Below are 25,048 nucleotides of genomic sequence, written 5' to 3' on the forward strand. Positions count from 1 at the left end.
CCCTCTCATCTAGCGTAGATAAGATGAAACACAAGTTGGGGTTGTTTTGGTTTGCAACTCTTCAATTTTCAATCCTTCTGTGGGAGCGGGATCGTTCAATCGTCGATTCCGGTTAGCATTAGGAATTTCGGGAGTTAAGTAAAGAATGCCTTTGTAAATCAATTCATAGAGCCAATCTTGATTAATTGTTGTTGCATAAGCCAACCATTGAGGTTGACATTGATTGATATCCTGCAATAGGCGATACATTTGTTCGCTAATTGGATAAGTCGTGAAATAAGGATTATTCGGGGAGAATAACTCAATTTGCCGTTCTCCAGTTCTGGGACTGGTTTCTAGTCGGAATCGCAAATCAGGAGACAGCGCCAGAAAGTAGCTTTGGATCTGATCGGGTACTTCTAGTAACTGTCGTTGGTGGAAATACTCCTGCACTTGCTGGTGAATTGGCTGGCTCGGATTGTGAATGGTGCGACTGTAATAAGAGCCTGTGTGAGTAGGATCTATATGACAAATGAGGATATAGCCAAAATTGACTGCTCTTAAACCTGTGGTATGGAAGTTCTGTAACCACTGATCTAGCTCTATATTGTATTGTTCCAACGACTGATTAAAGGCAGTATGACAGTGGGGAACAGAGAACAGAATATCATTGCGATCAGCAGTACTCAACACCAATTTATGGGCTTGTCCTCCCTGCCACCAGCCTTCTAGTTTCGACTCATACTCTTTGATATTCACCAAATCAGTAACAATAAACAGCCTGCCATAAGCTGCAAGGTACTTTGAACTCTCAGAAATGATTCGAGCCAAAATATTTTCACCGTTTACGCCGCCATCACGGAAGCCGCAATCTTGGCTAGGACTGGGAACAAAGGGGGGATTTGCCAAAATTGTATCGAAGTAGCCAGAAGCACCTTCGTAGAGATCACCTATGCAGAACTGAGCGTTATGTATCCCATTGAGTTGAGCGTTAAACCGGGCGAAGCGGATTGCCCTTGGGTTAATATCGACTCCAATCACTTCTGTGGCATAACGACTTGCTACTAAGCTTTGAATGCCACTACCACAGCAGAGATCCAAAACTCGATTGACGGGATATTGAGGAGCCGTGCAAACCAATCCCACGCTATCCATACCTACGTACATCACAGCATCTTCATCAATCTCATCTTCTGCCATGATCATATAGCGATGGTCTGTAGCTAGATACAGTCCGGTGATCGCAAATAAATCGACCCTTGATGCCCAATTTCCACCACGCTGAATCAACATACCCAGACTACATAAGGTTGAGAATAACTCATCCCCAAAGATTTCTTGCAGTCTGACTGCTGTCAATGCACTCCGCAGTAAGAATAGGCGAATTAAATCTCCTAGTATAGATTGGGGTAGTTGATAGCGATCGTAGTAGTGCAGATATGTGGGCTCAATTTGTTGCTGCGAGGGAACACCTAGTAACTTACAAATATTCGCTTCGTTGTAGCCTGCTTGTTCTAGACATACATACAGATTGCGGAGAATGCGGCGTGCAGAGAAGTTTTCATGAATAAAAGGTGCAAAGACTTGATCTGATGCGGAGGATAGCGCTGAATCTTCAGGTAAAGGTTTAACGTAGGGATAGGCAGGTTCCAACCTGTAAGTCCGTAATTGTTGGTTCGCCCATTCAATCTGTTGACTGAATTCAAAGTGAGTCTGACGCAACTCGACTCGCATTTTTTCTAACCAACCTTCGGGAGCATTGAGAACAGACAGTAACAACTTTATTTCTGCAAAAGTGTAGCTTGAGGGTGGTACTTGTTGCTTGAGATCGACTAGGGTAGATTTACTTAAAGGATTTAGTAGCAGAATCACATCACTTGAAAGTTTGGTCTGCAAAGAACCGTAAAAAGGAGTCTCAGGGAAGAGTACACTTGTTTCTTTGTATTGAGCGCCTTGATTTGAGAGTACCTGCAACTCTTCAACAGACCAAGGACAGCCCACCGTATCGCCAAAGAATAGTGCTTGATCCAACTTTGCCATTAAATCGGTGACATCGGGAGCATCAGGGGGAAGCCCATGAGGAAGCACAACCTCACCAACCTTTGCCAGGTGATCCTCATAGCTACGAACAGGGACATTTCGTTTAGAGATCCACACGTTTTCGATCGCTAGATAATCAATATCTGTACCTAAGAAAGTAGCGATCGCTTCTAAGGACGTTTCCACAATTGGCTGTCCCGCCACATTAAAGCTTGTATTCACCAACACAGGTGGTCCCTGTCGTTCCTCCTGCAATTTGTAGCACAATCGATAAAAATAGGGATTGTCTTGTTCAGTGACTGTTTGCACCCGCCCTGTACCATCTATATGGGTGACAGCAGGGAGTTGCTCGTGATATTCAGCCTTGATTGGTGATACAAGTAGCATGAAAGGTGCTGCGACCTCTTGCTCAAACACCTGGGAAACGGCTTCTAGGGGAATGACTGGTGCAAAAGGACGAAAAGCTTCACGGAACTTGACCCGCTTATTGAGAATATCTTTCATCCGTTTAAAGGTAGGGTCGGCCATGATTGACCGATGTCCTAGGGCACGCGGCCCATACTCTGCACCCCCTTCAAAACGAGCGACAATACTACCCTGTGCCAATGCTTGAGCGCTCCGAGCAATCATTTCCTCTGCCGTTAACTCCTCAAACTCAATTGAGTCTTGGAAGTGTCGGATGGCCTGCAAGATTTGATCGGAGTCGTAAGCACGCCCCAGGGTAGCCCGAGTCAAGGTGACTCGCTTCTGTCCTCCACCTGCGGCATTGTATGCCCAAAGGGCACAACCTGCAGCAATCCCACTATCACCTGCGGCTGGGAAAATGAAAATATCATCCAGTTTGAGCGATCGCAACAGTTCATAATTCGCAACGGAGTTTAAGCCCACACCACCAGCAATACAGAGCTTTCTTAATCCAGTTCGTTTGATTGCCAAACCGACAATATGCTTTAATGCTTGCTCTAGCTCTTTTTGCACCTTATAAGCTAAGTCAACTAAATAAGGCCGCAAATAGGGTTTACCTTCCCGATTGTCGTAGCGTTTTTCTAGGGCGGTAACTTCCAAAAAGATATCGTAGGCGGAAATTTTCAGGCTATAGGAATCTTCTTCAGTTTGAATCCAAGGATGCCAGTTAGGTTGATCTTTCCCATAGGGAGCTAAACCCATGAGTTTGCCGGCTTCCGCGTGCTGAATCTTCTCACCAACTTGAGTGATAAACCCAGCTTTACGTGTGATGTATTCATAAACAAAGCCGAGGGTTGAGAGTTGAGCCAAATGAGCTGCAACCGTCTCATTATGCAGCGTTGTAATTGTCTGTCCTCGTCCTTCGTAGAGGGTATAAGATTCAGTGCAATGAGCAGGGGTAGTACTTCCTGTTGCATCTACAGACAAGATGAGAGCTTCATCAAATCCAGAAGGCCAGTAAGCTGAGTAAGCATGGGCTAAGTGATGGCTAGGAATTCGCATCACCTTATCCGCGATTTCTGTAGGGAGAACTCGACGCAGAATGTCGGGCGCACAATCATGTCCAGGCATGTTTGCCGTAATTGTTGCCAAATCACTCAAGGTGATGTTGCAAGTGTCCAAACAGTAACGAACGGCTTCAGCGGGAATTTGCATTTGTGCCGCTACACCAGGCGCATGAAGCATGTAGCCAGGACTAAATTTGTGGCGGTCAAGGCGTTCTTGTTCGATTGCTACGATAATTTCACCATCTTTAGCGATCGCTACTGAGCGCTCATGTCCTAAATTAATCCCCATGTGATATTGTGTCATTGTTTTATCTCTTCACTCCATAACCATTGCTAAACTGAACATTTCCGCCAAACTATTCCCAGCAAAAGAGTCTTGTCAGATTGCCATCACGATTAGAGGGAATCGTTTTTATTCACTCAGTGTAAAAATTAAGTTTTAGCGTGAGAGCAAAATCGGCAACTGAATCAAAAACTCTGTTCCCTGACCTAACTCCGAAGAACATTCCAATACTCCGCCATGCTTCTCGACGATGATTTGGTAGCTAATCGAAAGACCTAAACCTGTACCTTTACCTACAGGTTTTGTAGTAAAAAATGGATCAAAAATTCGCTTTCTGGTCACTTCAGTCATACCAGTGCCATTGTCAATAATCCGCACTGCGACATAATCCTCACTAATGACTTCAGTGTGAATTTGAATCTTGGGTTTAAAAGCAGATAATTCACCATCCCTTTCTCGCAAAGTATGATTGTGAAATTCCTCATTGATCATTTCATCTGTACATCGAGATAAAACAGCATCTATTGCATTACTAATCAAGTTCATAAATACTTGATTAAGTTGTCCTGCATAACACTCTACCTGTGGCAATTCACCGTAGTTTTTAATCACCTCAATGAGGGGGTGTTTGTTCAAACCCTTAAGACGGCTTTGTAAAATCATTAAAGTACTGTCAATTCCCTCATGAATGTCAACAGGTTTAATCTCTGCTTCATCTAGGCGGGAAAAATTACGGAGTGAGAGTACAATTTCGCCAATTCTATCCGCTCCCATTTGCATTGAAGACATGAGTTTGGGTAGATCAGCTTGCAAAAAATTCAGTTCTATCTTGTTTATCTTTGTTTGAATCTCCTTGATGGGAGCGGTACAGTGCTGTTGATAAAGATTAACTAAATCCAATAAATCTCGGACATACTCATTTGCATAGGTGATATTGCCTTGAATAAAGTTGACAGGATTGTTAATTTCATGGGCAATCCCAGCAACTAACTGTCCTAAACCAGACATTTTTTCTGCATGAATCAGTTTCGTTTGGGTTTGTTTGAGTTCTTTTAAAGTTGCTTCTAACTGCTGTTTTTGCTGCTTTAACTGCTCTCTTGATTGTAAGAGTGTAGCTTCTGTTTGCTTGCGTTCGCGGTTTTCAAACCGTAGCTGCTCAATTCGCATCTGTAATGCAGCATTTGCTTCTTTCAGAGCAGCTTGTGCCCGTTTACGATCAGTGATATTAGTTAAAGAGCCAGAGATTTCTCCTTGATCTTCAGAACGAGCTGATAACTCTAGCCAGACAATTTCTGTATCTTTATGATGAAACCGTAATTCTTGACAGTTAAGGTCTTGTTTACTATCTATCTGAGTCAGAAAACTCAACCAAAGATCCCGATCTTCAGCATGAAGATAGTCATCTATTGGTCGGTTTAAGCATTCCGCTGAACCATATCCTAGAGTTAGCGTCCAGGCTTTATTCAGAAGTGTAATATTTCCTGATTTATCACACTTAAATACAATTTCACGCAGATTCTCAACCAACTCCCGATATCGTCGTTCAGATTCCGAAATTTGTTCGATTAAACGGTATTGAATCTGTGTGTGTAGTTCATTGTCAGCTAAAAACTCTGGCTTCATAAGTAGATGATTATTCTATTTGAATGAACTGACATAAATGATTATTTTTTGTCTTAAACCTATGTCTAATTTAAAACATTTTCTCTGTTTACTGTTTAATATGACTTCTCAGCTACTCTATTTTTAGACATGAATAACATTTAGAGAAGATGTAAAATCATGTTGTTGTCAAAGTTATACTCAAGAAAAATCAAGCTACAACAAAATCAAAAAGCCGGGCGATTCCTCTATATTCACATTATTTAATTAGAGTAACTTACGCGGAATAATTTTAAATTAAAATCATTTAAATATAAACCCATTATTTATATGTAAACTGTAAAATTCAGGCGTTCTAAAAGTTCTCTATTGGTCATTACTTGTGCATAGAGAGGAAAAACAGTGCTACAGTAAAACTCTTGTTCAAAAACAGTACGAGCTGATGTGCAATCTGACAAAGTTGTCACATGATAGCCTTTTTCGTGAGCAGCTCGTCCAGTGGAATCAATACATATTGATGTCACTGCACCAGCTAGAACGATATCTGTAATCCCTCGCTGTTTGAGAATTTGATCAAGATTTGTATTGATGAAGGCATTAAACCCTCGCTTACCAGGTACTTCCAAAATTCTGTCTTCAAAAGAGTGTAATTCGGCAATTGCTTCTGAACCGGGAGTTCCCATCTGAAAAGCGTTTACTTCTTTAATTGTTTTCAGAATACCAATCGGTTCGATTAATTCTTCATAGTTAGGGGTAAAGAATATCGGAGTTGTCACAATTAGTGTGGGTGAAGAGGCGAGACATTTAAGCAGATGGACTGTGTTCGCTATAACGTTTGTAACTTTTGATGACTCCTCAATTACTTTATATAAAACTCCATCTGGTGAAAAGTAATCGTTTTGATATCCAATTAAAATAAGTGCTGTCTTTTGGGATTCCATTTGTGTATCTATTAAGTTAAGGTAAATTAGGAGAAATTGGCTATTTTTTTGTGAGATTTAGTCAATGGCAAGTGTAGCGCTTCCATCACTACACGATCAAAAATGTAGTGATGGAAACGCCACCGTTGTCTATTTATTAGAATTCTACCAGTCGCTTTTAATAACCTGAATCCGTAATTACTTTGAAATTCGGCTGGGATAGCACAAATTTTCTATGAAGATAAACTCAATGCAGGAGGCTGATATTTCCCTGCTGAGTTGCTGATCGCCATAGCCTACTCACTTTTCTTTACTGAATTTTTTGTTTTCCAGCGCCCCAATAATGTTTCTTTTTGTTAAAGATCCCAAAAGGAATCAATGGCCATCAAGATAGTTTAAGCTAAATTTACATAATTCAAAAACCTAATCTCCTCTAAAATCGTTGACGGAGGAGGCTAGTTTTGCGGCTAATTTTACAGTTCATGTTTAGCGATCGCATCGATAACCTACCCCGTAGAAAGCCTGCTCCCCTACCTCTTCTTGACTCCTAACTCCTGACCACTATTATGAAGTCAGAAACACATCAAACAATTCTTGAAAGCTGACATTTGTGAAGGTATATAATGGTAACGGTGGTTGTCGTAATTAACACTCTCATTTCGCTAGCATTACTCTATATAGCTTGGCGAGTGTGGAAACTAAAGCAGCGTCTAGGTCGGATAGCAGATAGATTAACTGCCTATGAACGCCGTAGCCATGCAGTATTATCTAAAGTACCTGAAAATATTTATACTAGCGAACAGAATATTTATACTCTACAACAGAAAAACCAAGCCTTCCAAATGCAAATCCAACAAGTGCGACAAATTCTCAGCCTACTGCTTCTGGGACGGCAAATTTGGCAGCGCTATTTTGGGAAAAAGACCGCAATAAAATGATCTAAAGCACAAAAGTAACATTTCTAGCTGATATATTGCCACGATAGATTTAAGTAAATAAGATCATTTTAGGTCTTGCAAGGGGATAAAACCCACCTAAAATGGGTGTTAAGGAGAGAAACAATCAAGATGTCAAACAACCGTTCTGGAGTATTTATTGGCGGTTTAATGGTAGGGGCGACTATCGGGGCCTTGACCGGTTTGCTCGTTGCTCCACGCACAGGGCGTGAAACCCGTAAACTTTTAAAAAAATCTGCCGATGCTTTACCAGAATTGGCAGAAGATTTATCAACAAGTGTGCAGATTCAGGCAGACCGTCTATCTGTAAATGCATTGCGAAACTGGGATGAGACTTTGGAGCGATTGAAGGAAGCGATCGCATCTGGTATAGAAGCCAGTCAGCGTGAAGGTCAAGTCTTGAAACGGCAAAACGCTGTAGAAACCAGGAGTACCGCTACTCAGAAACTGGAAGATTCAGATTCTCTTCCCCAGCATCTTGAACGTTCATAGACCGCATAATCGTGATTGATCCCCTGTTTTGGCTGGGAATGTCCATCCTCTTAGTCGCCACCAGTCTAACTGCTGTTTTGGTGGTGGCTATACCTGCATTGCAGGAATTAGCACGAGCAGCACGCAGTGCAGAAAAGCTATTTGATACCCTCTCACGAGACTTACCTCCGACTCTAAACGCTATCCGCAAAACTGGTTTAGAACTCACTGACTTAACAGAAGATGTTAGTGAAGGTGTCAAAAGTGCTAGTCAGGTTGTGAAACAAGTTGATAAAAGTCTAGACGGTGCGCGAAGACAAGCCCAAAATCTTCAATCAGGTACACGCAGCCTCTTTGTAGGTGTGAAAACCGCCTGGAAAACCTTCACACGGCAAAAATCTCCCCGGCGAATGCTTGAACGTCTACCAGCACCTGAAAAATCACACTTAACATTAGCAGAACGAGAAGCACTCAGACAGGAACACCGCCGCACAAAGGCAGATGCTGTCCGCAGCGCTAAGGATGCTTACAGTGAATCTGCTAACTGGAACAACAATTTTGATGATGAAGACTGACTATCGGGGATTGGGGACTGGGGACTGGGGATTGGGGACTGGGGATTGGGGGAATAATTCTTGATTCTTGACCCTTGACTGAATGGCACTAAGTTAAGATATAGTCCTGTCCGTGACTGGTTTCCAGCTTCCAGGCGGGGAACTCATCTTGGGAACCTCCGCCTATAATCTAGCCACAAGAGGTAGAGCCTCTAGAAATACATTCCCAGTCTTAAGCCTGGGAACGATGCGACACAAGGCGTTGGGGTTATCTTAGTGCCATTCGACCCTTAACTCTTGACCCTTAACTCTTGACCAATGCCAATTGAACTTATAGATTAAATCCTCAAGATTAGAGTAAAGTAAACAAGTGTAACAAAGTCTCACTTTTCCCGTATTCTTTTAAAACAACTTGTTCACCTCTACCGTTGATATTTGTATAAAAACGTCCATGCAGTCTTGTTTTTGGCGAAAATTTCTGGTATCCATTGCAATATTTTTCTTAGCTGGGTCAATTTGGGTGATGCATTCTCCAAGCGCACTTGCTTATGAAAATCCTGACTTGCTACCTAAAACTGCTACTCCAGTCGTAGACTTAGCCAAGTCTCTTACCGATATTCAAGAACAAAAGCTTGTTCAAGATTTAGAGAGTTTTGAAACCGCAACTGGCTGGAAACTGCGCGTTTTGACCCAATATGACCGTACTCCTGGCCGTGCAGTCATTAATTTTTGGGGTTTGGATGACAAAAGTATCCTTTTAGTTGCCGATTCTCGTGGCGGTAACATCCTCAGTTTTAGTGTTGGGGATGCAGTTTATGAACTTTTACCCCGCACTTTCTGGATAGAACTACAAACACGTTTTGGGAATTTGTACTTTGTGCGAGAACAAGGTGAAGACCAAGCCATCTTGCAGGCTTTAGATTCAGTTAAAGGTTGTCTGCTTCAGGGTGGTTGTAACGTCGTTCCTGGACTACCACGAGAACAGTGGATTCTCACTCTCATTACCTCAGTCATTGGTGGGGTGATTTGCGGATTTGCAGCTCAACCCCAGCGAGAAGGACAAGTTTTTGCTTGGCAATGGGCTTTAATTTTCTCTCCTTTGTGGGGAATTCTGTTTCTCGCTTTCGGTATTGGGCCAGTAGTGACGCGTACTAGTGAATGGCTACCTCTAGTTCGCAATATCGTTGGTTTTCTCATTGGCGCCTTGGTTGCTTACCTGTCTCCAATTTTTACCCGGTCTTCTCCAAATACTGAATCTTGACACTCAGCAGAGGGGCGAAGTTCAGGAAAGGGGAACTTTAAATCTTCTTTTGTCCACCCTCTCCCTGCTTCTCCTCACTGGTTGTCCACCCATCGTTCTATCCCCTCTCTCCCGCCTTAAAAAAAGAAGGCGACAGATTTTAATATTAAAACCGTGATCAAAGATAGATTTCTTAATTTTGAATTTTGAATTGGTATCAGTACTCTCTGAAGCTGATAAGCTGAAAGCTGGTATCGGAGAAGCTCAACAACAATGGAATGGCACGTAACTGATGCTCAAAGTTTGGCAATAATTGATAGTGAAATTGGCAATCATGTCTTTTCACCAGCGGAATATGAGATTGTCCGGCGGGTGATACACGCCACAGCTGATTTTGAGTATAAGTCTTTGATTCGCTTTTCTGAGCGTGCCTTGCAAGCAGGGGCGGCAGCGCTAGCAGCGCGCACCACAATTGTGGTAGATGTGCCGATGGTGCAGGTAGGTATTAGCTCTGACATTCAAAACACCTTTGCTAATCCGGTGTATTGCAGCATGGAAACGCTGACGCGACCCCAAAAAGAACAAACTCGGGCAGCTTGGGGCATAGAAACCCTAGCCAAGCGTTATCCAGAGGGTATTTTTGTGGTGGGTCAAGCACAAACAGCGCTGACTACACTGGTTGATTTAATTGAATCTGAAGAAATTCGACCTGCTTTGATTATTGCTACCCCGGTGGTATTTTTGGATGTGGATGCTGCTAAAGAACGCTTGCAAGATTCTTTAGTACCACACATTACCATTGAAAGCCGTAAAGGTAGTGCGGTTGTGGCGGCGGCGATCGTCGATGGGCTGGTAGACTTGGCTTGGCAAGCCTACGGCCAAGATGGAAATAGGGGAAATTGAAAATAGTCAGTATATTTAACAGTGGCTGGAGTTAGCCATATTTTTTCTATCCATTGTCATCTTATGGAAAATTACTAGCAACTCATTGCTTCGCTGCTAGAATTCAAATTTGTGAAAAAATCTTGTGAAAGATGCGCCGATAATCCTAACTTTGCTCAATCGTCTACCCTAGGGCGACGTGGACGGCGACGGGGTTTGTCTTCTTGATCTGGGCGTAAGCGGCGACTGACTTCATTAAAGAAATCCTGACGCACGTAAGGATAATCACTAATCCAGAGGTCACGACTGGGAATATATATATCACTGAATTCCCCAATTGTGCTTAAGTCTGAGCGATTTGACATGACTATCATTTCAGCGATTTGCCCACGTGCAATGACTTTGTGAGCAGGACGCAGTGGTGCATCAAACTCAATGCTAAATCCTGTGTCATCACCTATTTCTAAATTAATTCGCTTTTCTCGGTTTTCTACAATTACCAAATCGCCTTTATTGTTGACGGTTTCCTGTTTACCAACTAACTGGTCTGTAATCCACCAGTCTAAGATGCGTCCTCGAAAAAAGCCGCTGTATTTATAACGGCGGCATTTTAGATTCCGGATACTGGACTGAAACACGGGATACCACAGCCAGTAAAAAGCGGCAAATATCCCCAGCACAAATACTATTAAATCTAACTCAATCCTGAAAAAGGTTTTCACAAGCAGAATCGCAACTATGGCTACCACAGAAACTAATAGTCTCTGTATAAAATTGGAAACTTTTCCCCAGTAGTATTTGTATTGGGGGCCTGTGGCAATCAGGGGGATGATTTGTTCAAATTTCTGGCGAGTCAGTGGGACTAACATTAGTGCTGAGTAAGTGAATTGGAACTTTAAAGTATCTTTTCTAATCCATATACTAACGACTTTAGCTGCAAGACTTGACGAATTGCTAGTAGGACTCCTGGCATGTAGCAAGCGCGATCGCTCGTATCGTGCCGTAAAGTATAAATTTGACCTGCTGCGCCAAAAATTACTTCTTGATGGGCAATCAGTCCTGGCAGCCTGACGCTATGAATACGAATCCCTTCATCGGCTAGGCTGCCTCTAGCGCCTGGTATTTTTTCGGTTTCTTCTACAATTGCTGGGTTAAAAGTTTTACCCAATTCTGCAAGGAGTTGTGCAGTTTGAATGGCTGTCCCGCTGGGCGCATCAGCTTTTTGGTTGTGATGCAGTTCAATAATTTCCACGTGGTCAAAATATCGGGAGGCAGTAACTGCGGCTTGTTGTAGCAACACCATCCCAATTGAGAAGTTAGGAATAATTAAACAACCAGTGCTGGCTTTATCGGCAAAATCTGCTAGGTCTTGAATTTGTTCTGGACTTAAGCCGGTGGTGCCAACTACCGGACGAATACCGTAGGCGATCGCACTCCGAATATTGTCATACACTGCATCAGGGTGGGTAAAATCTACTATCACCCCTGGCGGTCCCTTTCTTTCGCCAGCTACATACCCCAACATCGGTTCTAATTGATTGGTAATTGGCACTTCTAAGGGTTCACTTAAACCTGCTAACTCCCCAGCATCTCTACCTTGAAGTTCGGGACTGGTATCAATTGCACCCATTAGGTTTAAATCAGGTGCTTGGGCTACTGCTTTTACTACTTCACGTCCCATTTTACCAGCAGCACCATTGATAATAACCGGGATAGGAGCTTGATTCGTCATAATTCTAGTAACATTTTTGTACTCACAAGGGAATTGTAAAGACTTTGGTACTCTTCTAGCTAGCGCTTCTGAAAGAAGTAGAAGGATATGGGGAAGTAAGCAATGACAATTTTCCCCCATCCCTGATTTACTCTTGCCTTTTCACTCTTCCCAATGACCAAAAACTCCACCCACAAGCAGCTACTGATCTTGCCGAAGTAGGGATGGAATTCTTCATGAATGGAGTCATCTTAGGAAAATTTGTCTAAGATGGACTGACCCACAAATAATTCATGTGGTAAAGATAAATCGCATCTCGATTTACTCAAATTTAGGACTTAGATGAACAAAAAATTTGCCTTTTCCTTACTTTCCAGCCCAGCACTGTTTGCGTCTATGTTGTCTATGGTTATGATGACTAAACCAGCTCACGCTAGTCAAGCAGTCAACCCAATTGGTACTCATCTTTCTTGTGTGCGATCCCCACACTCGGCTTCTATTACTCAGGTATGTATAAAAGTTAGCAATAGTTCTACCTCTACAGCTAAACCAGAAATGACAGTAGCGCAGGTGCAACCAAATCAGCCTGCTGAATTAGAATTCACTGAGGCTGAGAGTGATGAGGCTATCAAGTTGTTTGGCTGTGATTGTCCAGTTTGCATCAATGCTGTACGTGGTTTGCATGGTTTGGCTCCGATGCCTATTTAACTGCCTAATATACAAGGGGTGTGGCAAGATTAGTATTTTTACAGATGGAGTCAGAATTCAGGAGTTAGGAGTGAAACAGGTTTTATGGCTGGCTCTGAGATAATGGCTGTGTACTCCAGCAACTTGAAACCCGCTATAAATCCTAATACCTATTTTGTATGAAGATGCACATAATAATACCCCCCTGTAGTCCCCCCTTGGTAAGGGGGGACGGCGATAGCCGGGGGGTGAATTATATGCAGCTTCACAAAGAAACGGTATAAATCTGGTGTCAATAAAAAAAAGGTAATCGATTTTGTAACTTATAGGACTAGCCCTTTCAAGGTGACAAACGAAGATACGTTGCTTTAGTGTGATCATCCTAAGTTATCCGCTCAGATTTTGGGATTTTTAAAGGTTGAAATAACCAATTTTCGTTCCGAATTTCACCACCTTGAAAGGGCTAACTTATAGGACTTACGCATTGACAGAAAAATCAAAATAGGGGGTATCCTTTCCAGGGCTTTGACCTTGATTTTTCGGTTTTCCAGCAAGCGATCGCAATCAACAAAGTGGGTTTACAAAAGCCTGAAATAAGGTATTTACGTTGATACACAAGATGATACTTTTGTACAGTGCGTAAGTCCTAACTTAGTTTTAGTACTGAGCAAAAAAAAGCCGGAGAGTTAATTCTCTGGCTTTCGATTGGAGACAAAAAATCATTACTAGGACTGACGCACTGTACAAATTAAGCATGGTATGAATTTACGAAAATAAGTCGTTTCAGGCTTTTATTAATCCAACTTTTATCGTAAAGAGACTCATGCTATGGAGGGCACAGCAGTGCTGTGCCCCTACGACATGTGTGGTTTTTAAAACCCAGCATGTTTAATATTTACTGTCAATGCGTAAGTCCTAATTACATGCAAGAGGACATCGGCAAAGATTTAGATTCTACCGATGTTATGTAGTCCGAGGACAGCGCCAACGCCTAAGATATGACCAAAGGCGGTGGTTGCGAGTAGCCCAGGTAAACCAAAACCACCAAATAAGTTGGCTGATGGTAGTGCTGGTCCAACGCTGGGGTACTTGATGGTAAGTTTGCCAAAGGTAATGGCAAGGATATTGGCGAGAATTATAATCACCGCTACAGTTGGACTCCATTGTAGGGGTGCGGTTGCAGCAGCTAGTAAGGTCGAGTTCAACACCTGATTGGCTCCTGAAATTTGTTAATCATTTAAAATATAATCTGAATATTTCCCCACAAAATTCAAGAAAACATCCCTAATTCGCATCAATATTTAACAGTTATTCTCACTACTTCATATATAGCGACATGGGGCATTGGGTATATAGATTATTTTTCCCACACTTCCCACACCTCCCTCATCCCCCTTATGTCCGACAACAGTAGACTCTTCTTGTCCTTCTCGCGCCTTTGAGGGATGGGAAAACCTGTATTATGGGGAGGCAGTACGCTGTGCGATCGCTAAAATGGAAAGTAGTACACCTGCAAACATCACAGACCGGTTCGTACTCTGCAACAATGCTAACCATTAGCTACGGACAACCGATTATTTCTTTCTGCTATTATGTCTTCTTCTACAGATTCCTTACCGCCTGCTCTCGCTAAAATTGTTCAACGTTTCCAACGGGTTGCTGAACCTAAGCGACGGTATGAACAGCTAATTTGGTATGCTCAGAAACTCAAAGAATTTCCCGAGTCTGATAAATTACCAGAAAATAAAGTTCCTGGCTGCGTTTCTCAAGTCTATGTTACAGCGGCTCTAGACGATGGTAAGGTTTCTTATCAGGGAGATTCTGATTCCCAATTAACCAAAGGATTAGTAGGGCTTCTGGTGGAAGGATTAAATGGATTAACACCAACAGAAATTATTCAACTTACACCAGATTTTATTCAAGCAACTGGTTTAAATGTTAGCTTGACACCTTCCCGCGCTAATGGATTTTATAATATTTTCAAAACCATGCAAAAAAAGGCATTGGAATGTAAGTTAGATATAGCTAATTGATGGGAATAGGGAATAGGGAATAGGCAATAGGGAATAGGCAATAGGCAATAGGGAATAGGGAATAGGCAATAGGCAATAGCTGTTCACCAATGACCCTTGACTCTTAACAAATGACAAATGACAAATGACAAATGACAAATTTCGTGGAGTGATTAAAGACTATTTCTGGAATTGGGAAAATCAGCAATTGCGTGTTGTTTATGAAACCACCGGAGAGGGTTCACCACTTTTGCTACTACCAGCTTTCAGCAGTGTTTCTACACGAGTAGAAATGGGTGAACTTGCTCAGTTACTAGCTCCCCACTTTCAAGTTGTAGCCGTTGATTGGCCTGGGTTTGGTGAATCTTCTCGCCCCAGTTTAGATTATAATCCAGCGCTTTATCAGCAATTTTTAGCAGATTTTGTTAAGTCTGTCTTTAATCAGGCAATTATAGTAGTTGCTGCTGGACATGCGGCTGGTTATGTGCTGCAACTAGCTGTAAAAGAGCCGACTGTTTTCTCGAAGATTGTATTGCTAGCTCCAACTTGGCGCGGGCCTTTGCCGACAATGGGGGCTAGTCAGCAGATAGCTAGTGTAGTGAGAGGATTGGTGCGATCGCCTATTATCGGCCCAGCCCTCTATCAACTCAATACCACACCATCATTCTTAAGCTTTATGTACCGCCGCCACGTCTACGCAGATGCGGCTAAAGTTACACCCAGTTTCATTGACAAGAAGTGGCAAACCACTCAACAATCAGGCGCACGATTTGGTTCTGCTGCCTTTGTCACAGGTAATCTGGATACTGTACACCACCAATCTGATTTTCTCGAACTTGGGCGATTGCTCACAGTACCACTGTTAGTATTAATTGGCAAATCTTGCCCACCCAAATCACGGGCAGAAATGGATGCATTAGCAGCGTTACCCGGTGTCAGCAGCGCCTTAATTCCCGGCTCTCTGGGACTGCATGAAGAATACCCCGCGCTCGTTTCAGAGGCTGTCTTACCTTTTTTAACTAAGTAGCCATCATGAACTAGGGACTGGGGACGTAGACGCGGAGCGGCTTGTCGTCAGACATCGCTAGCCCTAAAATCAGAAGCCCCGCCATAAGTATTCGGTCAATTGCCTTCCCACACGACGTTCTTCATTTGGATCGGGGGGCAAATTCCAGCGCAGAGATTGATAAAGTAGATGGCGGTGCAGGTCAAAGGTGGCTTCGATTAGTTCACCATAGTTTCTGGCGGCATCAAGTGCCCAGTAATAAGCAAAGATGGTGGAGATGATGCCTACCGGAGCCGCCCACCATACCCAAATTGTCCAGACGATAAATAGCAGACTCCACAGCCAGAAGCGGGCGGCGGTGTTGAGGTCAGCGCGGGCTTCTTGCAGGTCTTTTTTGACGGCATCAGAGAGGAGAAGCCACAGGCGTGACCAACAGACGATCGCATCCAATCCATATTTTTCCAGGGGGCGCTGTTCAGCAGCACGGAGGATGTTGCCCAGGCGAGTGGGCATGAGTTGGTTGGGTAGGGGTAGATGGAGTTGCTGCCAGTCAAGTTGGATCAGTTCATCGCGCTGTTCGGCAGTGAGTTGGGCGGGATTAAGGCGTTTAAGTGCTTGCCAGCGATCGCTAATCCGTTGACTGCGTTTCGCTTCCCTAGCAATTAACCAACGCCGCAAAGGACGCAGCCAGGGATGCCAGTACCCTTCTAGAAACCGCAGCACAGGCAAATCGAAGCGTTGCACCACGAAGGCAGAGGCGACAATCAGGCAGAAAATCCCGACTAGGAGAGCGATTTGTAGGGGTTCGGGTTGTTGGCTGAACCAAGTGCTAGCAGGTTTCCAACCGAAGCGCTGTAGCCCGGCGGCGACTCCTCCTGCCCAAAAGACAAAAGCGGGGGTGAGGAGGGTAGCAACCCATTGTTCGGCGAGTTTGCTGCCAAAGCTTTCCAGGAATTTTGCGGACATGGTGCGATCGAGAGAGTTGATAGGGCTGGGGCTATTCGGTTAGCCAACTGAAGAGTTTACCAACAGTGAGGCTGAAGGATTCGGCAAAGGGAGGGACGGGTAAGCGATCGCTCTGGTTTTCATAAACGGCGAGGGTGCGATCGGCAAAATAAACAAACACCAGTTCCTCTTCTGGGTCAATCAACCATCCCATTTGGGTGCTGTGGGCGAGGCTGTGCAGGATGTTACGAATAACTTTGGTTTGGCTTTGGTCGGGGGAAAGGATTTCTATCGTCCAGTCGGGGGCGATGGCGAAGGTATTGGACACCGTGCCGTTTTGATCGCGGGGAATGCGTTCCCAAGTAAAGACTGCAATATCGGGAACAATCGACCTACCACCAAAAGTGCAACGGAGTTCCGAATAAGCGCGGGCGATGTGTCCCGGTTTGAGTGCTTGGTTGATGTCAGAACCAAGGTCAAGCTGAACTGTACTGTGTTTTCCTTGGGGCATGGGTTTCTGGATAATCTGACCGTCAATGAATTCACTGGCAGGTTTCGTTTCCGGTAGCTTGAGAAATTCATCGAGGGTCAAGGGTTTGGCAGGAGTTTGAACCATTGCCGTTTGGGGTGCGTGGGTGTGAGTATTGTATCGTTGTGGTTAAACAGGTTCGAGGGGAACATTGTGAATGGGGCACTGGGGCGTAGGGCGACCGATGCGATCGCGTGACCAAGTGTAATCGCACTGAGGACATTTAAATTCGTGTGCAGAAATATCAGACATATCACCAGCTAGTGGATTGAATCCTTTTTGAGTTGCATTCGTTTGCTGAAATTGCGTTACCCAGTTGCGAGTTGCTCTTGTTTCCGTCAATAAGTCCCAGATGGAATTCTCGATGGATTCTCCAGATTGAACCTGTTGTAGGAGTTGGTCAAGTTGTTGACGCATCTCTTCTCCTGCTTCAGTGCCCAGTAATTGCGAGAGGTGGGGACGAATAGCTAGAGCAGTTTCAAAAATTGAGAGGTTATCAGTCATAGTTGCTTCAATAAGTAATATTAATTCGTAATTCGTAGTTCGTAATTAAGCAAGCCAGATTTTACCAGGGTTTCTGACATTGGAACTGTTGCTGGATTGTAGAGAATTTGTCTAAGTCCCCCACCATACCTTTGATAACTGATAACTGATTTAAACTCCCATGTAGCTGAAGGCTGCCCAGTAATAGGGATGGGAGAAGTCCAATCGCAGCGATCGATATAAAGCCCCTTCTCTGGATGCAAGTTCGGGAATGAATGTTTCACAGTGAGCAACTACATCACGCGGTTCGGTATCCCGGAGCCATTTTTGGGCTGTGATTAAAGCTTGTGATGGTTCTAGGTGCTGGTCACGCCAAAGTGTGTAAAACCGAGTTAGTAGAACCATTGTACTAATCTCGGAAACAGACCAGAGGGAAGCGACGACTCCCGCAACACCAGCCTGCAGTAAGCCTGTGGGTAGACTGATGGCTTCATCCGCCAGTTCAATTCCTTGCAATCCAGTTTCGCAAGCGGAGAGAATGGCGAGGCGGATACCACCTTGGTTATTTTCCAGCAGTTTGAGGTCGAGGAGGTCACGTAGGGTAAGGATGGCTTTTTCACCTTCACCTGTCATAGCAAGACCACTTTTGAGAGGTTCCAGCAGGTCAGCGTTGCCGTGGCAAGAACAGTGCAAAATTTTGTAATGGGGTAATGCAGCGAGAACAGCCTTTCTGGTTGCATGTTCTTGAGTGAAAACTTGGAAATTTTGGAAAGTGGCGATCGCCACTTGAACTTCTCGGTTTGAACTTGGCAAAGGACGAGCGCCTTCATGTTTGGGTTCATCAATCGCTAGTATGGAATCTGCTACAGTCCTTTGAGCGATTTCCTGAGCCGTTGAGAGCGATCGCGCATTGGGGGCGTAGGTAAAGTGGATGGCATCGAGGGCGTAGTACCTGCCAGTCGGAGTAGTAGAATCTTCCACCCAGGCAGCGTGGAGGGGAAGCAAGCTGAGGAAACCTGTGGGAATAAGGGTGGCTTGCTGGAAGTGGCGCTGCTGGAGGTGGTTGATTAGGGGAGACATTAGAGGTTGCCAGAGTTGGCGAGTACCTTGGTCAATCACGTCTAGCCAAGCCTGATGCTTGGTTTGTGATTTGTGTGATTCATCATAAGCATCGAACCAGGCATTGAGTAGTTCTCGTAGGCTATTTTCGGTGAGGTGATCTAACCAAAGATCATCAATGCCGTCTTGGGTGATAATCAGGGCAAGACTACCAGCAGGGGTGGGCATAAGGTAAATGAGGGGAATGTTAGGGCGAAGTGCTTGGCGGATGTCATCAAAGCTGGGTTGAGTCAAAAAGTCTTGGTAGCCGGGAACTTGACGGATTTGCTCAATGATTTTCGTCAAGGTTTCGCGTAGTTGTAGGGCTTGGGTACGGAGGGCTTCGGGAGTGAGACTATAGCGATCGTCTGAAGTCATCCGCAGACGTTGCTGGGTTTCGAGGTTGCGGAGTTGGTTGGTTGTATCTACGTATTGAGTATAAAGGCTGGGGGCGAGTTGCTGAAGTTGAGTGAGGTCGGCTCTGTCCCTATCTAGGCTTTCACTGAGTCCACGGGCGCGACCTTGTTCTATAGTAAGGACAGCCGTTTGCAGATCCCCACTACGGGCGAGGGCATAGGCAGCAAGGCGCGGCAAAGTATTAGTTTCGGCAAGTTCGGCGGCTCTGCCATCAAGCAGGATGGCTGATTGGTAGAGGATTTCGCCTGCTTCAAGGGCATTGGTGTAGGCACTAGCTGCTTCTGCCCAGGTTTTTTGCTCAAAGTGGAGGTTGCCGAGGTTGCGCGCAGTCATTTGGCAGTCCTTGGGAAAGGCTTCACGGGTATAAACTTCCAGGGCGAGTTGATAGGCGCTGATAGCTAGTTCGAGGTTATCAGCCCTCTTGCCTTTGATGCGGTAAAGGTAAACATTTGCCAGATTATTCTGGGTCATTGCCCAATCAATAGGTAAAGCTTTACGGGTATAAACTTGCAGGGCGATTTGAAAGGCAGTGATGGCTAGTTCGAGATTATCAGTCCTCTCCCCTTTGATGTGATCGTTGTAGGCAATTGCCAGATTATTCTGGGTCATTGCCCAATCTTCTGGAAAGGCTTCACAGGTATAAACTTCTAGGGCGAGTTGAAAGGCGCTGATGGCTAGTTCGAGGTTATCAGCCTTATCCCCTTTAATGCGCTCCCTGTAGGCTACTGCTAGATTATTCTGGGTCTGTGCCCAAGATTGGGGAAAGGCTTCACGGGTTCTAACTTGCAGGGCGAGTTGATAGGTACTAATAGCTAATTCGAGATTATCAGCCCTCTTGCCTTTGATGCGGTAAAGGTAGGCACTTGCCAGATTATTCTGAGTGGCTGCCCAATCAACAGGAAAAGTTTCACGGGTTCTAACTTGCAGGGCGAATTGATAGACGCTAATAGCTAGTTCGAGATTATCAGTCCTCTCCCCTTTGATGCGATCGCTGTAGGCAAGTCCCAGATTATTCTGGGTGGCTGCCCAATCAACAGGAAAGGCATCACGGGTTCTCACTTGCAGGGCGAGTTCATAGGCGCTAATAGCTTGTTCGAGGTTATCAACCTTCTCGCCTTTAATGCGGTAAAGGTAGGCAATTGCCAGATTATTCTGGGTGGCTGCCCAATCAACAGGAAAGGCTTCACGAGTTCTAACTTGCAGGGCGAGTTGAGAGGCGCTAATAGCTTGTTCGAGATTATCAACCTTCTCTCCTTTGATACGGTAAAGGTAGGCTGCTGCAAGATTATTCTGAGTCGCTGCCCAATCAATAGGAAAGGCTTCACGGGTATAAACTTGCAGCGCGAGTTGATAAACGGTGATGCCCAATTCCAGGTTCAGCCAGCGTTGTCCTAAGGGAAATTGTTGAATCAAGTTGCCAAATTCAACGAGAACATATGCTACAGCCTGCTGCTGGTCTGATTCGCCCACTAGCAAACTGGCTGCCACTTTCGGCAAAGTTTGCATTAGTTGTTCATTCAACCTGCCTTGATGCTGTTCTAAAAACGGATAAACTTGTTGGGCATCGCTTTGGCTATCTACCACAAGCTGTAATACTGCCCGCAAAAACTGCTCTGAATCTTTCGGTGACTCCTCTGCCCCAGCATCCATGATTCCCATTGCTTCTACCAACTGTCCCGCCATTCCCCGCAGCCACTGTGCCGCATTCCCATCGCCTTGACTATCCAGATACGCCGCATACTGCTGCATCACCGCCAATAACTCTGCATCCATCAACTTAGCGTGCTGCTGCAATATTGCTGCTAATTCTTCCCCATTAGTGCAATCAAAAAGTTGCTCAATCAGCCTCCGATAAGCCTGCATCCTTTGTTCATCCATAATCAGAGGTTTCCTAATAGTCAAAGATTGGGAATTGACAGCGATTTTTACCCTGATATTTAGATTTAGTAACTGCGATCGCTTTTCCAACCGTTGCAAAAAACACTACAAGGCAAGAATGAGCTTTTCCTGAAATTTTTGCTACACACCTACAATGGGTCGTCCCGTTATCAACGAACGTCGTCCCGTTATCAATGAACGTCGTCCCGTTATCAATGAACGTCGTCCCGTTATCAACAAACGTCGTCCCGTTATCAACGAACGTCGTCCCGTTATCAATGACAGTTGATGCATTCTAAGTGGCGGTCTTTAAAGTGGTGACAACTAGGGCACTAATTAGGCGGACATAAGATTATACTGCTGACTGTTCGCCATGACTTTCGATGTATTGACGCAAAATCGAGTTGATTAAAGCTTTATATTCTCCGCCGTGAGCCTGAAACCACTGCAAAACATCAGGCTCAATTTGCACTAGCTGCTGTGCTTGATGTGCAGGAATTCTCAGAATAGCTTTTTCAAAAAATTCCTCCGTCAACGGTGGAATATCAGAGTAATCAATCCCTTCATCATCCATCCCCTCTAATGCCGCCCAATTAGTACGAGAGGTATTGCTCAAGTCTTTGCCGCTCATATCGATTTGCCCTTCGTGCTGAAATGATCCGAATTATGTCACTTTGTCGTTCCGTCCAAACTACGACCGCTACACCGTTACCGAGGAAACCTATACCAAACCAACGGTCTTCGCCGTAGTCAAAACGATCATCTAGCTCAATCAGCATTGGACCCTCAAACATTTCAGGAACATCGGCAAAATCAATCTCATGCTTGCGAATATTCTCTAAATTCTTTGCCTCATCCCACTCAAACTGCATGAAAGGCTGGATACGCTAATTGGACTGTCTTTATTATCCTGTATGCGCCAAAGTTGAACAAATGCCTAACGACTGGCAGAGAGTATCAAAGCGCTATCATAGGCGGATAATGATTATCAAGAACTTATTAAAGTTGCTTTGAGACTATGATTGCTTCAGAAACATCGAATTCAGTACCTGTAACCGTGTTAACTGGTTATCTCGGAGCGGGTAAAACTACTCTACTCAATCACATCCTCACCTACGAACACGGTAAGAAAGTCGCCGTCATCGTCAATGAATTTGGGGAAGTGGGTATTGATAATCAACTGGTTATCGATGCGGATGAAGAAATATTTGAGATGAATAACGGCTGTATCTGTTGCACAGTGAGGGGCGACTTGATTCGCATCATTGGCAATTTGATGAAGCGGCGTGATAAATTTGACCATTTAGTCATTGAAACTACTGGACTAGCTGACCCCGCGCCAGTGATTCAGACATTCTTTGTCGATGAAGATTTGCAAAACCAACTTTCTCTAGATGCAGTGGTGACTGTTGTCGATGCCAAGCATATCTGGCAGCATTGGGAAGCAGACGAAGCCCAAGAACAGATTGCTTTTGCTGATGTCATTCTCTTAAATAAAACTGATTTAGTTACCCCAGAAGTGCTAGAAGAGTTAGAGAAGCGGATTCGGGGGATGAATGCTTTGGCTAAAATCTATCATACCCGCAACTCAGAACTAGATATGAATGCGCTGTTGGGCGTGAGAGCCTTTGATCTCGATCGCGCTTTGGAAATTGACCCCAATTTCTTAGGCGAAGACGCCCACGTCCATGATGAAAGCGTGTATTCTGTGGCTTTTGTGGAAGCAGGCGCATTGGATGGAGAAAAATTAAACACTTGGCTCTCCGAGTTACTACGTACCCAAGGCGTTGACATCTTCCGGATGAAAGGTATTTTAAATATTGCCGGGGAAGATAATCGCTTTGTGTTCCAAGGAGTGCATATGATCTTTGATGGCAAACCAGACCGCCCCTGGAAAGACAGCGAAACCCGTAACAACCAATTAGTCTTTATCGGTCGCAATCTTGATGAAGCCAAACTTAAACAAGATTTTCTCGCTTGTCTAGTGTAATTCGTAATTCGTAATTCGTAATTCGTAATTCGTAATTGCCCAATTCCCCTTCTGCAAAAATATGAACACCACAACCAGCAAATCGAAGGAATTTGAAGACCATTATTCGGGGACACTTGCAGATTATGTGACTGCGATCGCTTGGTCACCCGATGGCACAACCCTAGCTGCAACTTCTGCTGCCGGGGAAGTAGTATTATGGAACAATGGCCACCTCACCACCTTGCAAACTGGCAATGGTAAATCAGTAGATTGTGTTGCCTTTTCTGTGGATGGGCAATTTTTAGCAGTTGGGGGACAGGATGGACAGGTGAAAATTTGGCGAAAACAAGAATTAATCGCCACTTTAGAAAATGCCCCTGCATGGGTTGACAAGCTAGCTTGGAATCACACCAATAATCAACTGGCTTTTAGTTTAGGGCGTTATGTGCAAGTGTGGGACGCACAAACCCTTGATATTGTCAACACTGTAAATTTTGAAAACTCATCTGTATTAAGTATTGATTGGCGCAGAGACGGGCAGTATTTAGCCATTGGTGGTTATCAAGGGGTCAAGATTTGGGACACTCAAAACTGGGATGAAGAACCATACATCCTGGATATGACTACTGTCAGCGTGGCGATGGCTTGGTCACCCGATGGCAAATTCCTCGCTTCCGGAAACATGGATCGCAGTGTCACCGTTTTAGAATGGGGAAACCCCGACCCTTGGGTAATGCGTGGCTTCCCTGGGAAGATTCGTCAATTAGCATGGTCAGAGGCTACCACTAAAGTTGGTGCGCCAATCCTCGCCTCCTCCAGCGTTGAAGGTGTTGTGGCTTGGGAAAAGCTAGAAGATGAATCGGCTGGTTGGGAAGCGCGAATATTAACCAATCATGTGGATGTGATTAATGCGATCGCCTTTGCACCTCAAAGCTTGCTGCTTGCTTCCGCCGCCGCCGATGGCTGGCTGTGTCTGTGGAATCAAGCACAAGATATATCCCAAGTACTCACAGGCGTTTCCGGTGGTTTTTCCAGCCTAGCTTGGCATCCCGGAGGCAAATTTCTCGCCGCAGGTGGTGAAAAAGGCGAATTACTCATTTGGTCAAAAGCTTTGCAGGGTCAAGGCTTTGGACGTAGATAATCAGTGAACAGTTATCAATTTGTTCACTGATAACTGATAACTGTTCACTGATAACTGATTATGGGCACTAATTGCTAAATTTGAAGGTCATTAGTCTCAGTAATCGCGGTTGAACGTAGCCAATTTTTTGGCTATGCTGTATCACCAGCAGTATCTAAATCTGAATTATGAACATAGTCAAACTGATTTTGCTTGCTTGTCCGGTATTTTTGGCATCTGTGCTAATGCTAGCTAATCCTGCACAGGCATTGGGTATAAAATCTGCACCAGCTACACAACAACTGTCCGACTTAGTAACACCGACTTTGGCTGCTACATCTAATGCGATCGTCGATCAACTTGGCTGCAATTGCGCTAACTGTGTTCAATCTAAATTTCATTTGTTGCAAGGCAATTTGCCATCTATGGGTTTTTAATAAAGTTAGATTTATGAGTTATCAGGGCACAGCGTTGCTGTGCCTTTATTAATTTTAGGTAAATATCCGAGCGATCGCACCTAGAATACCAACTTTTCCTGACAATTTTCCCATTTAGGGATAACGTTAGTCCAAATATTCGCACACCTGTCGCTACAATTGCCTTATATTCATCACTAGGTTTGCCAAACCATACTGTATGAGCATTACGCGCCACCCTCTCCACATACCATCTTATTCCCACTTCTTGACCCAGATACCGTGTAACGCTCAATACGGTTTATATCAAACAATTTGGGCATGATGACAAATGATATTTTGATTCAGCCACCCCATCATTTACCTATCAATCGC

The 25,048-nt window shown here is 44.4% G+C and carries 25 protein-coding genes; 12 read left to right on the top strand and 13 right to left on the bottom strand.

Annotated features, from left to right (window positions below; genetic code table 11):
- Positions 1–9: 9 nt before the first annotated feature.
- The 3 genes from CAL7507_RS11925 to CAL7507_RS11935 form a co-directional block, all read right to left on the bottom strand.
- Positions 10–3,795, bottom strand: coding sequence for a carbamoyltransferase C-terminal domain-containing protein (locus CAL7507_RS11925; RefSeq protein WP_015128730.1), 3,786 nt, complete (start codon positions 3,793–3,795; stop codon positions 10–12).
- Between the two features lie 135 nt (positions 3,796–3,930).
- Entirely contained in the window at positions 3,931–5,397 is a 1,467-nt protein-coding gene (locus CAL7507_RS11930; protein WP_015128731.1) for an ATP-binding protein, read from the bottom strand.
- A gap of 305 nt (positions 5,398–5,702) precedes the next feature.
- The gene (locus tag CAL7507_RS11935) at positions 5,703–6,317 is read right to left on the bottom strand and encodes a cysteine hydrolase family protein (RefSeq protein ID WP_015128732.1); all 615 of its coding nucleotides are present in this window, start codon (positions 6,315–6,317) and stop codon (positions 5,703–5,705) included.
- Between the two features lie 602 nt (positions 6,318–6,919).
- On the opposite strand from CAL7507_RS11935, the gene CAL7507_RS11940 reads away from it, so the two are divergent.
- The 5 genes from CAL7507_RS11940 to CAL7507_RS11960 all read left to right on the top strand — a co-directional run bounded on the left by CAL7507_RS11940 (position 6,920) and on the right by CAL7507_RS11960 (position 10,420).
- Positions 6,920–7,234 carry a hypothetical protein gene (locus CAL7507_RS11940; RefSeq protein ID WP_015128733.1) on the top strand — a complete coding sequence of 105 codons (315 nt, stop codon included), beginning with the start codon at positions 6,920–6,922 and terminating at the stop codon, positions 7,232–7,234.
- 129 nt (positions 7,235–7,363) lie between these two features.
- Positions 7,364–7,744, top strand: a complete 381-nt coding sequence (locus CAL7507_RS11945; protein WP_015128734.1) for a YtxH domain-containing protein — start codon at positions 7,364–7,366, stop codon at positions 7,742–7,744.
- An 11-nt stretch (positions 7,745–7,755) separates the two neighbouring features.
- Positions 7,756–8,298, top strand: coding sequence for a DUF948 domain-containing protein (locus CAL7507_RS11950; RefSeq protein ID WP_144051210.1), 543 nt, complete (start codon positions 7,756–7,758; stop codon positions 8,296–8,298).
- Positions 8,299–8,728: 430 nt separating this feature from the next.
- A complete protein-coding gene (locus CAL7507_RS11955) occupies positions 8,729–9,538 on the top strand; it encodes a TPM domain-containing protein (RefSeq protein ID WP_015128736.1) in 810 nt (269 codons plus the stop codon).
- 252 nt (positions 9,539–9,790) lie between these two features.
- The gene (locus CAL7507_RS11960; protein ID WP_015128737.1) at positions 9,791–10,420 is read left to right on the top strand and encodes a precorrin-8X methylmutase; all 630 of its coding nucleotides are present in this window, start codon (positions 9,791–9,793) and stop codon (positions 10,418–10,420) included.
- A gap of 155 nt (positions 10,421–10,575) precedes the next feature.
- On the opposite strand, the gene CAL7507_RS11965 is transcribed toward CAL7507_RS11960, so the two are convergent.
- Together CAL7507_RS11965 and dapB are read right to left on the bottom strand one after the other, a co-directional pair.
- The gene (locus tag CAL7507_RS11965) at positions 10,576–11,268 is read right to left on the bottom strand and encodes a hypothetical protein (RefSeq protein WP_015128738.1); all 693 of its coding nucleotides are present in this window, start codon (positions 11,266–11,268) and stop codon (positions 10,576–10,578) included.
- 26 nt (positions 11,269–11,294) lie between these two features.
- The gene (gene dapB, locus CAL7507_RS11970) at positions 11,295–12,131 is read right to left on the bottom strand and encodes a 4-hydroxy-tetrahydrodipicolinate reductase (RefSeq protein WP_015128739.1); all 837 of its coding nucleotides are present in this window, start codon (positions 12,129–12,131) and stop codon (positions 11,295–11,297) included.
- Between the two features lie 321 nt (positions 12,132–12,452).
- Between dapB and CAL7507_RS11975 the strand changes: the two genes are divergently transcribed.
- Positions 12,453–12,818 (top strand): hypothetical protein, encoded by a 366-nt coding sequence (locus CAL7507_RS11975; RefSeq protein ID WP_015128740.1) that lies wholly within the window; start codon positions 12,453–12,455, stop codon positions 12,816–12,818.
- A 926-nt stretch (positions 12,819–13,744) separates the two neighbouring features.
- On the opposite strand, the gene psaK is transcribed toward CAL7507_RS11975, so the two are convergent.
- Positions 13,745–14,005: a photosystem I reaction center subunit PsaK gene (gene psaK / locus CAL7507_RS11980; RefSeq protein ID WP_015128741.1), complete on the bottom strand. Its 261-nt coding sequence runs from the start codon at positions 14,003–14,005 to the stop codon at positions 13,745–13,747.
- Positions 14,006–14,389: 384 nt separating this feature from the next.
- Between psaK and CAL7507_RS11985 the strand changes: the two genes are divergently transcribed.
- Complete coding sequence (locus CAL7507_RS11985) at positions 14,390–14,830, top strand: SufE family protein (protein ID WP_015128742.1); 441 nt, start codon at positions 14,390–14,392, stop codon at positions 14,828–14,830.
- Positions 14,831–14,954: 124 nt separating this feature from the next.
- Positions 14,955–15,836 carry an alpha/beta fold hydrolase gene (locus tag CAL7507_RS11990; protein ID WP_015128743.1) on the top strand — a complete coding sequence of 294 codons (882 nt, stop codon included), beginning with the start codon at positions 14,955–14,957 and terminating at the stop codon, positions 15,834–15,836.
- Positions 15,837–15,905: 69 nt separating this feature from the next.
- Here the strand turns inward: CAL7507_RS11990 and CAL7507_RS11995 are convergent, their stop codons facing one another.
- The 4 genes from CAL7507_RS11995 to CAL7507_RS12010 form a co-directional block, all read right to left on the bottom strand.
- Entirely contained in the window at positions 15,906–16,781 is an 876-nt protein-coding gene (locus tag CAL7507_RS11995) for a hypothetical protein (RefSeq protein WP_015128744.1), read from the bottom strand.
- A gap of 31 nt (positions 16,782–16,812) precedes the next feature.
- The gene (locus CAL7507_RS12000; protein ID WP_015128745.1) at positions 16,813–17,376 is read right to left on the bottom strand and encodes a Uma2 family endonuclease; all 564 of its coding nucleotides are present in this window, start codon (positions 17,374–17,376) and stop codon (positions 16,813–16,815) included.
- A gap of 42 nt (positions 17,377–17,418) precedes the next feature.
- Positions 17,419–17,793, bottom strand: coding sequence for a hypothetical protein (locus CAL7507_RS12005; RefSeq protein ID WP_015128746.1), 375 nt, complete (start codon positions 17,791–17,793; stop codon positions 17,419–17,421).
- A gap of 150 nt (positions 17,794–17,943) precedes the next feature.
- Positions 17,944–21,264: a CHAT domain-containing tetratricopeptide repeat protein gene (locus tag CAL7507_RS12010; RefSeq protein WP_144051211.1), complete on the bottom strand. Its 3,321-nt coding sequence runs from the start codon at positions 21,262–21,264 to the stop codon at positions 17,944–17,946.
- Positions 21,265–21,319: 55 nt separating this feature from the next.
- Between CAL7507_RS12010 and CAL7507_RS33400 the strand changes: the two genes are divergently transcribed.
- The gene (locus CAL7507_RS33400) at positions 21,320–21,454 is read left to right on the top strand and encodes a hypothetical protein (RefSeq protein ID WP_255348336.1); all 135 of its coding nucleotides are present in this window, start codon (positions 21,320–21,322) and stop codon (positions 21,452–21,454) included.
- A 63-nt stretch (positions 21,455–21,517) separates the two neighbouring features.
- On the opposite strand, the gene CAL7507_RS12015 is transcribed toward CAL7507_RS33400, so the two are convergent.
- Together CAL7507_RS12015 and CAL7507_RS12020 are read right to left on the bottom strand one after the other, a co-directional pair.
- Positions 21,518–21,796 carry a BrnA antitoxin family protein gene (locus CAL7507_RS12015; protein WP_015128748.1) on the bottom strand — a complete coding sequence of 93 codons (279 nt, stop codon included), beginning with the start codon at positions 21,794–21,796 and terminating at the stop codon, positions 21,518–21,520.
- The gene (locus CAL7507_RS12020) at positions 21,759–22,037 is read right to left on the bottom strand and encodes a BrnT family toxin (RefSeq protein WP_015128749.1); all 279 of its coding nucleotides are present in this window, start codon (positions 22,035–22,037) and stop codon (positions 21,759–21,761) included. The genes CAL7507_RS12015 and CAL7507_RS12020 overlap by 38 nt, the downstream gene beginning before the upstream one ends.
- A 146-nt stretch (positions 22,038–22,183) precedes the next feature.
- Between CAL7507_RS12020 and CAL7507_RS12025 the strand changes: the two genes are divergently transcribed.
- From CAL7507_RS12025 to CAL7507_RS12035, 3 genes are all read left to right on the top strand, one after another.
- On the top strand, positions 22,184–23,155 hold the full coding sequence (locus CAL7507_RS12025) for a GTP-binding protein (protein WP_015128750.1): 972 nt from the start codon (positions 22,184–22,186) through the stop codon (positions 23,153–23,155).
- A 61-nt stretch (positions 23,156–23,216) separates the two neighbouring features.
- The gene (locus tag CAL7507_RS12030) at positions 23,217–24,278 is read left to right on the top strand and encodes a WD40 repeat domain-containing protein (protein WP_015128751.1); all 1,062 of its coding nucleotides are present in this window, start codon (positions 23,217–23,219) and stop codon (positions 24,276–24,278) included.
- A gap of 167 nt (positions 24,279–24,445) precedes the next feature.
- Positions 24,446–24,694 (top strand): hypothetical protein, encoded by a 249-nt coding sequence (locus CAL7507_RS12035; protein WP_015128752.1) that lies wholly within the window; start codon positions 24,446–24,448, stop codon positions 24,692–24,694.
- Here the strand turns inward: CAL7507_RS12035 and CAL7507_RS31665 are convergent.
- Positions 24,681–24,968 (bottom strand): hypothetical protein, encoded by a 288-nt coding sequence (locus CAL7507_RS31665; RefSeq protein ID WP_144051212.1) that lies wholly within the window; start codon positions 24,966–24,968, stop codon positions 24,681–24,683. The two genes, CAL7507_RS12035 and CAL7507_RS31665, sit on opposite strands and share 14 nt — an antisense overlap.
- Between the last annotated feature and the right edge of the window lie 80 nt (positions 24,969–25,048).

This window comes from Calothrix sp. PCC 7507, assembly GCF_000316575.1.
Lineage (GTDB): Bacteria > Cyanobacteriota > Cyanobacteriia > Cyanobacteriales > Nostocaceae > Fortiea.

Excerpts from the sequence above, each read along its gene's own strand:
- CAL7507_RS11925 (WP_015128730.1), bottom strand. The coding sequence starts at position 3,795 with ATGACACAATATCACATGGGGATTAATTTAGGACATGAGCGCTCAGTA.
- CAL7507_RS11930 (WP_015128731.1), bottom strand. The coding sequence starts at position 5,397 with ATGAAGCCAGAGTTTTTAGCTGACAATGAACTACACACACAGATTCAA.
- CAL7507_RS11935 (WP_015128732.1), bottom strand. The coding sequence starts at position 6,317 with ATGGAATCCCAAAAGACAGCACTTATTTTAATTGGATATCAAAACGAT.
- CAL7507_RS11940 (WP_015128733.1), top strand. The coding sequence starts at position 6,920 with ATGGTAACGGTGGTTGTCGTAATTAACACTCTCATTTCGCTAGCATTA.
- CAL7507_RS11945 (WP_015128734.1), top strand. The coding sequence starts at position 7,364 with ATGTCAAACAACCGTTCTGGAGTATTTATTGGCGGTTTAATGGTAGGG.
- CAL7507_RS11955 (WP_015128736.1), top strand. The coding sequence starts at position 8,729 with ATGCAGTCTTGTTTTTGGCGAAAATTTCTGGTATCCATTGCAATATTT.
- CAL7507_RS11960 (WP_015128737.1), top strand. The coding sequence starts at position 9,791 with ATGGAATGGCACGTAACTGATGCTCAAAGTTTGGCAATAATTGATAGT.
- CAL7507_RS11965 (WP_015128738.1), bottom strand. The coding sequence starts at position 11,268 with ATGTTAGTCCCACTGACTCGCCAGAAATTTGAACAAATCATCCCCCTG.
- dapB (WP_015128739.1), bottom strand. The coding sequence starts at position 12,131 with ATGACGAATCAAGCTCCTATCCCGGTTATTATCAATGGTGCTGCTGGT.
- CAL7507_RS11975 (WP_015128740.1), top strand. The coding sequence starts at position 12,453 with ATGAACAAAAAATTTGCCTTTTCCTTACTTTCCAGCCCAGCACTGTTT.
- CAL7507_RS11985 (WP_015128742.1), top strand. The coding sequence starts at position 14,390 with ATGTCTTCTTCTACAGATTCCTTACCGCCTGCTCTCGCTAAAATTGTT.
- CAL7507_RS11990 (WP_015128743.1), top strand. The coding sequence starts at position 14,955 with ATGACAAATGACAAATTTCGTGGAGTGATTAAAGACTATTTCTGGAAT.
- CAL7507_RS11995 (WP_015128744.1), bottom strand. The coding sequence starts at position 16,781 with ATGTCCGCAAAATTCCTGGAAAGCTTTGGCAGCAAACTCGCCGAACAA.
- CAL7507_RS12000 (WP_015128745.1), bottom strand. The coding sequence starts at position 17,376 with ATGGTTCAAACTCCTGCCAAACCCTTGACCCTCGATGAATTTCTCAAG.
- CAL7507_RS12005 (WP_015128746.1), bottom strand. The coding sequence starts at position 17,793 with ATGACTGATAACCTCTCAATTTTTGAAACTGCTCTAGCTATTCGTCCC.
- CAL7507_RS33400 (WP_255348336.1), top strand. The coding sequence starts at position 21,320 with ATGGGTCGTCCCGTTATCAACGAACGTCGTCCCGTTATCAATGAACGT.
- CAL7507_RS12015 (WP_015128748.1), bottom strand. The coding sequence starts at position 21,796 with ATGAGCGGCAAAGACTTGAGCAATACCTCTCGTACTAATTGGGCGGCA.
- CAL7507_RS12020 (WP_015128749.1), bottom strand. The coding sequence starts at position 22,037 with ATGCAGTTTGAGTGGGATGAGGCAAAGAATTTAGAGAATATTCGCAAG.
- CAL7507_RS12025 (WP_015128750.1), top strand. The coding sequence starts at position 22,184 with ATGATTGCTTCAGAAACATCGAATTCAGTACCTGTAACCGTGTTAACT.
- CAL7507_RS12030 (WP_015128751.1), top strand. The coding sequence starts at position 23,217 with ATGAACACCACAACCAGCAAATCGAAGGAATTTGAAGACCATTATTCG.
- CAL7507_RS12035 (WP_015128752.1), top strand. The coding sequence starts at position 24,446 with ATGAACATAGTCAAACTGATTTTGCTTGCTTGTCCGGTATTTTTGGCA.